6 protein-coding genes and 1 pseudogene are annotated in these 7,661 nt (G+C 52.0%); 5 read left to right on the top strand and 2 right to left on the bottom strand.

Going from position 1 to position 7,661, the window contains the following annotated elements:
• Positions 1-1,303 (top strand): hypothetical protein (locus tag BUB86_RS17515; protein WP_175549395.1); only part of this gene is annotated, 1,303 nt, incomplete at its 5' end.
• 12 nt (positions 1,304-1,315) lie between these two features.
• Here the strand turns inward: BUB86_RS17515 and BUB86_RS03405 are convergent.
• Together BUB86_RS03405 and BUB86_RS03400 are read right to left on the bottom strand one after the other, a co-directional pair.
• A complete protein-coding gene (locus BUB86_RS03405) occupies positions 1,316-1,963 on the bottom strand; it encodes a hypothetical protein (protein WP_139261373.1) in 648 nt (215 codons plus the stop codon).
• Positions 1,964-1,990: 27 nt separating this feature from the next.
• Positions 1,991-3,310 (bottom strand): ATP-binding protein, encoded by a 1,320-nt coding sequence (locus BUB86_RS03400; protein ID WP_073205407.1) that lies wholly within the window; start codon positions 3,308-3,310, stop codon positions 1,991-1,993.
• A gap of 284 nt (positions 3,311-3,594) precedes the next feature.
• Between BUB86_RS03400 and BUB86_RS03390 the strand changes: the two genes are divergently transcribed.
• The 4 genes and pseudogenes from BUB86_RS03390 to BUB86_RS18265 all read left to right on the top strand — a co-directional run.
• Positions 3,595-4,938, top strand: coding sequence for a hypothetical protein (locus tag BUB86_RS03390; protein WP_073205401.1), 1,344 nt, complete (start codon positions 3,595-3,597; stop codon positions 4,936-4,938).
• 109 nt (positions 4,939-5,047) lie between these two features.
• A complete protein-coding gene (locus tag BUB86_RS03385; RefSeq protein ID WP_073205397.1) occupies positions 5,048-5,269 on the top strand; it encodes a DUF1896 family protein in 222 nt (73 codons plus the stop codon).
• Positions 5,256-6,656, top strand: coding sequence for a hypothetical protein (locus BUB86_RS03380; protein ID WP_073205394.1), 1,401 nt, complete (start codon positions 5,256-5,258; stop codon positions 6,654-6,656). Before BUB86_RS03385 ends, BUB86_RS03380 begins: the two co-directional genes overlap by 14 nt.
• 12 nt (positions 6,657-6,668) lie before the next feature.
• A pseudogene (locus tag BUB86_RS18265) lies at positions 6,669-7,463 on the top strand (Eco57I restriction-modification methylase domain-containing protein); the annotation flags it as partial.
• Between the last annotated feature and the right edge of the window lie 198 nt (positions 7,464-7,661).

Raw genomic sequence — 7,661 nt, 5'->3', positions numbered from 1 at the left:
GGTGGACTATGAGGTGGAGAAGAGTCCTTTCAAGGGCTCTGTCGACTATATCCTCGACGAAGCCCGGCGTTCGTCACTGCTGTCACTGGCCAGTGCGCCGACAACAGACCTGCAGCAGTACATAGACAAGAAGACAGTTGAACGCTATGATCCAGGCTTGCTGGAGAAAGGCGTTGGAAAGGCCCTTGGCTCCCTGACAGACCTGGCCTTGACGGCTCCTATGATGGGTGCCAGCTCGTGGACTGGTCTGGGAAAGTTCGTGACGATGGATCTGGGCATCGGCTTTGCTGGAGATGCCATCATGTCCAAGGCAGGAAAGCAGCAGGATGTCAGCAGGATGGTGAGCGCCGCACTGTTTGCGTCGGACGGTGACGTATTGGCCACTCTCCGTCAGGATGAAGGAAGTGTGAATCCTTATTCCAGTGAGCTTGTGAAGGGAGTGAACAGTCAGTTAGGGCATAAGATCGTGACGCATTCCCGCTCCTTGTCGGATGGGGCTGCCTTCAAGCCGAAGATAGGGCTTAAGACGGTCAAACTGCCCGAAGTCCCTGACTATGCAGAGCAGCTGCGTCAGGCTGGCGAGCTGCATTTTGCCATACAGGAACACTTCCCTCAAAATGAATCAGCAGCGGAACAGAATCATGCACCTCTGCAGGCTGTTCAGACACAACCAGTTACAGTCGCCGAAGCGGCGAAGGCTACGGTTCCTGCTGTCCAGTCCGTCAGTGGTTGGGGAGGTCTGATAGACACTCTTGGTCTGAATGGCTTCAGTGATGTGGGCAAGAATCTCGGCTATGTGCTGGCTATGCTGCCCGATATGCTGGTAGGGATGTTCACAGGAAAGTCGCGCAACCTGAAGTTTGGCGATAACATGATGCCCCTGGCAGCCATCTTCGCAGGGATGTTCGTCCGTAACCCATTGTTGAAGATGCTTCTTGTCGGTCTTGGCGGTGCCAACCTCCTGAATAAGGCTGGCCATGAGGCCTTGGAAAACAGGGACGGTATCAGGCTACAGGCAGTCCGTCATTATCGTAAGTACGATGATGAGCCGCTCGACCTGCGTGTGTCACAGCCGGTGATGAAGGGTAACACCCTTGTGGTCACCATCGACCATGTCCCTTCTGTCATTACCATCAATGATGAAGCCGTCGATGCCTATTATAAGGGTGCTCTTCCGCTGAATACGCTCACGAATGCTGTCCTGCGGAAGTATGATGAACAGCAGCAGGCAGTCCGTGAAAACTATGACCGCCAGGTGAAAGCCGATGAAAGTCTGGAGCTTTCACGTGGAGGAATCAAATAAGATTTGTTTCCATTATAATCTCGGCAGTTTGTCCTCCAGCTCTTCGAGGAGGGCAATCTGCTTTTTCAGGTCATCAGCCATGGACTGAAGGGTAGGGGACTCGGCGTATTTCTCAGCCTTGCTCTCCATTGCGTATTTGGCATAGCGGAGTGCCGAATAGATGGAAGCATCGGATGCGTTAGTCTCTTTGAGCCAGTCAAGGAACTGCTTGACGGATTCCTTCTGGAAGGCAGGAACACGTATGGAAGACATCTTTTCCTTGATCTTCCCAGGCTTTTCTTCCGCTTTCCTTCTTGCCGTTTTGGGGTAGACAATCTCCTTCAGTTCCTTCTCGTCGTAATAAGGCAGATGTTCGAAGAAAATCCAGCGTCCGCAGGTGCAGACCTCCTCGGGCTTATAGTGGTTGTAGGAACTCATGTCATCCTTCATCGCGTCTTTCTTCGACACGGCATTCAGGGCTTTCACCACCCGCTCGTACTCCTTGTCGCTTGGTGAGAGGACATCATAGCCATGCTCCTCGAGCTGACGGTAGAAATCTTTCAGGGCCCGGATAGGCAGACGGTTCTGAGGGAGCGTTTCCACGTATTGGAAACATTCCCGGCCACCCTCTCTGCAGACGTTGTAGAGCGTTACATATTTGTCAAGTCTTCGATGCTTCATAATCCAATAGTTTTACGAAAAGTCGCTTTACATATCCTCCATGCACAGGCCGGTCAGTGTCACATGGTAGTTGTCGTACTCACCCGTGACCTCTTTGAACCGCTGTACCTTGTCTTTCAGAACTTTCATGTCGAGTTCTTTGCGCTGTCTCTTCACTTCATAGAACGTCACTACTTTCTCCAGGTCGTCTGCCGCGATGATGTCAATCTCATTCTCGCCCTTACGGTCCCACCAACTGTCGATGCGCGTGAACTGTTCACTCTCTCTCATCACGGCCTTGAAATACTTTTCAAGAGTCTTGCCGCTATACGTCTCATAGTCGCGCTGGACAATGTCAGCCAGTTTTTTGTAGCCGTTCGCCTCTATGATATAGTTATACTTGTAGATATAGCGAAACCAGAATTGCAGGAAAAGGTCGCTCACCGCATAGACGATGTTCTTATTGGCAGATTTCTGGAACATGGGCTTGTTTTTGGCAATCAGTCCGTAGTCGTTCTCGAGTCTGGTCATATAGCCGGACACTTCCGCATGGAGGATGCCCTCTATGTCACCCCTTGTGTTATGCCCGGTGGCTATCAGCTTCAGGATGTCGAAATAGCGTCCGTAATCGCGCCCGAATTCCTCTATGAGCATGTTCTTTCCCTCGTAGATGAAGTACGAGTTCTTGGCGATGATGCGTCCCAGCATTTTCTCCGCCGTGATAGCTTCTGTATCTATCAGCAGTTCTACATATTTTGCCACGCCACCGGTATAGGTGTACAGTGCCAGAAGATCTTCCTTGCTGTATTCAGGATTGTAATCTGCCAGGATTTCCTTAAGTACGGCAGGTGTGAAAGGCTCGATTTTCAGGAACTCCGTCTGACGGCCGTACAGGGGTTCCTTTTTGTCTCGGAACAGTTTGGTCATCATCGAGTAGACCGATCCGCATACAATCAGGTTCATCTTAGACTCTCCTTTCTTCAGGTCCCATGATTTCTGTATCTGTGAGAAGATAGCGCTGTTCACGCGGTTGAAGTCCTGGAACTCGTCAATCATCAGGGTTATGGGCCGTGTCTTCGACAGTTCCATCAGGAAGTCGAAGATGTCGGCAAACCGTTCCGGCTTTCCCAGCAGGGGAATCTGCAGCTTTTCCGTGATTTCCCTCCCGAACTCTTCGCAGAGCACACTTTCTGTGCTTCTGGTCACGAAGAAATATAGTATTGTCTCGTCCTCGTAAGCCTTCATCACAAGTGATGTCTTGCCGATGCGCCTGCGTCCAGTCAGTACAGTGAACTGTGCCGCCTTGTGCGAGAGGTTCCTGATCTCCCGTAACTTCTCGATTTCTTCTTTCCTATCGTAAAACTTCATATTTTATTTTGTATTTTATCGAACTCGTCAGTTCCGAACTATTCGTTTCGGTTGCAAAAATACAACATTTTTTTGAAACAAAAAAGAAAAACAAGAGTTTTTTGTTGCTCTCATAAAAAAGATGTGTGTTTTTATATGCCTCTTCAGTTTGAAAGTTGTGTCAACGTTAAAAACCGCACGAAAATTTCGCGAGCCCCCTTCTTTGGCCCCTTTATCGTACTTTTGCGCCGTGAAGAGGTGAGCCTCTTTTCGAACCAACACAAAAACTAAATTGATTTTTTACAATGGCAAAAAAGAAAGTTGAAGACGGACAGCAGAAGGCTGTCGCAGAAGCTGGTTCTCAGGAAGAGAATCAGAAGAGCCAGGAGCAGCAGGCTCCCAAGGCGAAGGTAACCACCACGGAAGGTAACACCATTGACAAGATCCGTGTCTTCCAGAAGGACGGCAACACGATGGTACAGGCCGACTATGGCAAGTTGAATCCCGAGGGTAAGACTTCGGAGGAGCGTCGTAGCGGGATGCGCACCCAGCTGTCGCGTCCGTTGTCGCCGGATCAGGCCAAGGAGTATCAGAAGATCTTTGCCGAAGACCCTGTCAAGTCCAAGGAGTTTGCCGTCAAGGCTGCCTATCCCATGCATGTGGATGATGCCGCCTTCCATCAGAAGACGGCGAATATCAACGGTCGTGACGTGAACTACATCACTCTGGAGAAGATCACTGAGGACACCCTCCTGCTGAATGCGCTCCGTAAGGAGGGTATGGACGTTGACCACATGAACAAGGATCAGCGAGCAAAGCTTGTTGACTCGATGTCTCCTGAAGCAAAGGAGACGGCACTTTCCGGCAAGGAAGGTCTTGTGGGCAAGTGGCAGCTGGCCTTTGGTGAGAAGGGTAACAAGGATTCCCGTTTCTATGGCATCCTGAACAAGGAGGAGCTGGCCTCTATCCGTCACCGTGCCGAGGTAACCCTCGACGATCACGGACAGGTAAAGTCAGTAGGTGCTCCTTTGACGATGGCCGACATCGCCGGACGTATGGAGCAGCGCGTACAGGCACAGCGCCAGACCAATGGCGAGAAGCTCGAGGCAGCCCAGAAGGTAGACTGGTCAAAGTTCAAGCTGCCCAGTGCCGCCAACATCACTGGCCTGCGTTATTCTGCCGTGAAGGATAACCCTGACCGCGTCATGTTGCATGGTCAGGTGAACGGCATCGAGGTGTCTGGCCTGTTGTCCAAGAACGAGACCACTGCTGTTAAGAACAGGGTGGCCACGCTGGAGCAGGCTGCCGCTGCCAATGAACAGTTCCGCAACAAGGTGCTCGACATTGTCGGTCCAGGTGAGAAGAAGGGTGTCTCTGAGGATGCAGCAGTCAAGGCCATTATCGACCGTGCCTCTGATTCCTCTGCCCGTGCCTTCACCCCTGAGCAGGTGAAGACGCTCAACGCATTCGCCAAGGATGCCGAGACCCCGGAGCAGCGCGAGCAGGTGTTCGCCGGTCTGTGGGAGAAAGCCCAGCCGAAATTGGCTGCCGACGGTGTGAATGAGCACTGGCAGCAGGATGCCCGTGAGGAGCTCAGTGACCTGGCTCAGGGTGCCGTTCGTTCTGAACAGCAGGGAATGAAGCGTTAGTTTCTGGGGGCTTGTCCGGGATAGTCGGAGGGAAGGAGGTGTTGAATCATTGAATCCTGACATCCCAAGGGCAGGCCCCTTTTCTATGATCATTATCTGAAGAAATAATATGGCTGCAAAGAAAGAGATGTCGTATTATCGCCGCTATCTCCTGCACTTGCTGGGAGAGTGGGGCGAGGAGCACAAGTATGGCGATGACTTCCTCGATGAAAGGGCTGATGCTGCCGAGGAGGAGTATGAGAATGCACGTCGTGAGGGTCTTACCGTAGACCAGGCTCAGGAGCGTGCCATGAGTGTATTACTTGATGGTTTTGGCGATGGTGAGGAGTGATGAAACCGATATCCTGACAGGCAAGGAGGCCCAGCGGGTATTGGGTGAGATCCTCGAAAGCGAGCGCAGGTCACGTAGTCTTACCTATCCTGCCCATACGGGTGCAAGAGGCTTTTTCTATGAGAAACCCAAGTTTGTGGCCTTCGACAACAGCTCGAATGACTGTTGGGTGGAGGAGTTCAAGACGGAGATTGGTGCCAGGAAATGGTGCCGTGGACTGTTGAGCACAGACGAGGTGAATGAGCTGGAGAAAGGCATTATGCGTGACCGTCAGCGTTCCCGTGAGTTCCGTAAGGAGTGCAGGGATATTGCCAGACAGTTGAACGGACGTGCCAGCGGTGGTGACTCCGACGGTGTGGCCTACTTTGTAGACAAACCGATTATCGTCAGTTTCACGGAGGATGAGCTCAGCGACTGGACGAACCGCTTTTCTGATGAAGAGAAGGTGCTGGGTGCATATTTCAGCGACAACCGAATCGTGCCTGCAGACTTTGTGATACTCCAGCGAGACAATCGTATCGATGCCGAGCAGATGCCTCTTAACTGTTTGAGCTTTTATTCCCAGCTCGCCTCTGTCATGAAGACGCTTGCGGATGACCCGATACGTGCGAAAAGCCATTCCGTGCGGGTGATGGATAACGACAGCAGCACCAATTTTACCCTGGCAGAGGTTGGCAGTCCCCACTTTGAGAACTTCCTTCATGCCTTGGAATACAGCCGTCGGCAGTTGCTGTCAAAGGCAGGGGTCAGTTTTTCGGAACTGGACTGTCCGAAGGGATATGTGTCGAACATACTCCTGAACAAGGGAAGTTTCCCTGTACTCAGTGGCAAGGGGCTTTCGGAAGTGGACTCCCTTCCCCCATACGTCAAGTTCGACGAAAACGGTGAGTTTTCGATTGAGATGGAGTTTCACGATGGCTTTGCCTACGATACCAATCCGCATGGGCTTGGCTTCTACGACCGTGTGGCTCTGTATTATCCGACGATAGAGGAATGTGACCGCTATATGCAGAAATGCATCAGGGATTATACAGGTCGTGATGAGATTACGCCTTTCGATGTGGCGTTGAAATACGGACAGGCATCGAGGATGCGTTGTCCGGACTATCGTTATGAGGAAGCCAAGAAAGCCTTGGTAGAGCGAACAACCGACCCGTCGGCAAGAGCTTTCTCCCCGGAACAGATCAAGACTTTGGAACTGGCTGCCAATAGCGGTGGGTACTATGACTCGCCCAATGGGAAGGATTTCTTCTATGACGTGCTTTACTGCAATTCCGAATCCGAGTTGAAAAATATTCCCGATGCCTGGAAGGCCGATACCAAGGCAGAGCTCCGCGAGCTGGCACGAGGTGAGGTGCGTGACATGTCAGTGGGATTGCACCGATAAACAGATAGATTTATGGCTTATAATAAGAGACAGAAGTTACAGGATAACATCGCGGCTATCCGTACCGTGTTCCAGCTGGAAAAGGAGGGCAGGACAGCGACGGATGCGGAGCGCGAGGTTCTGAAGAGATATAGCGGTTTCGGCGGCTTGAAGTTCGTGCTCAAGCCGACTGAGACAACAGATGACAAGCAGTATTGGAACCAGTCGGAGCTGACCTATTTCGACCAGACGAAGGAACTGTTCGATGTCATCCGTGATGGTGCCAGGGATGATAGAGAGGCCAAGGAGCTCACGGACAGCATCAAGCGGAGCGTGAATACCGCTTTCTACACACCCCAGCCCGTCATCGGTGCCATCGCCAAGGTGATGAAGGATGCCGGGGTGGAGGTGCAGTCGATGCTCGACCCATCTGCAGGTATCGGCAAGTTCGGTGATGCCTTCAAGGGCGAGTATCCTAACGTGAAGGTCAGTTCCTTTGAGAAAGACCTGCTGACAGGTCGTATCCTGAAGGCTCTGAACCCACAGGACAGTATTACCATTGACGGCTTTGAGACCATCAGTCTGGAGCTGAAGGGTACATTTGATGTTGCGACATCTAATATCCCCTTCGGTGACATCAAGGTGATGGATGACGAATATCGCAAGAGTGGCAACGATGCGAAACGCTATGCCGTCTCGACCATTCACAACTACTTCTTCCTGAAGGCCCTCGACCAGGTGCGTGAGGGCGGCTTTGTGGCGTTCATCACCTCCAGGGGATTCATGGACTCCCCGTCGAACAACCCCATCCGTGAGGAACTGGCTAAGAATGCACGACTGGTGGGAGCCTTCCGTCTGCCCGACGGCATGTTCCGTGACGAAGCAGGAACGGATGTCGGCTCTGACTTGGTGGTTCTGCAGAAATACACGGGTTACGATATGTCACTCGACCCTGATACGCAGGCCTTCTGCGATGTAAACAAGGGCTTCAAGGCCATGAGCGGTGAGGACTGGACGGATATCTCG

It is taken from the genome of Xylanibacter ruminicola, assembly GCF_900142525.1.
Classification (GTDB): Bacteria; Bacteroidota; Bacteroidia; order Bacteroidales; family Bacteroidaceae; genus Prevotella; species Prevotella ruminicola_A.
This window is presented reverse-complemented; position numbering and strand designations above follow the sequence as displayed.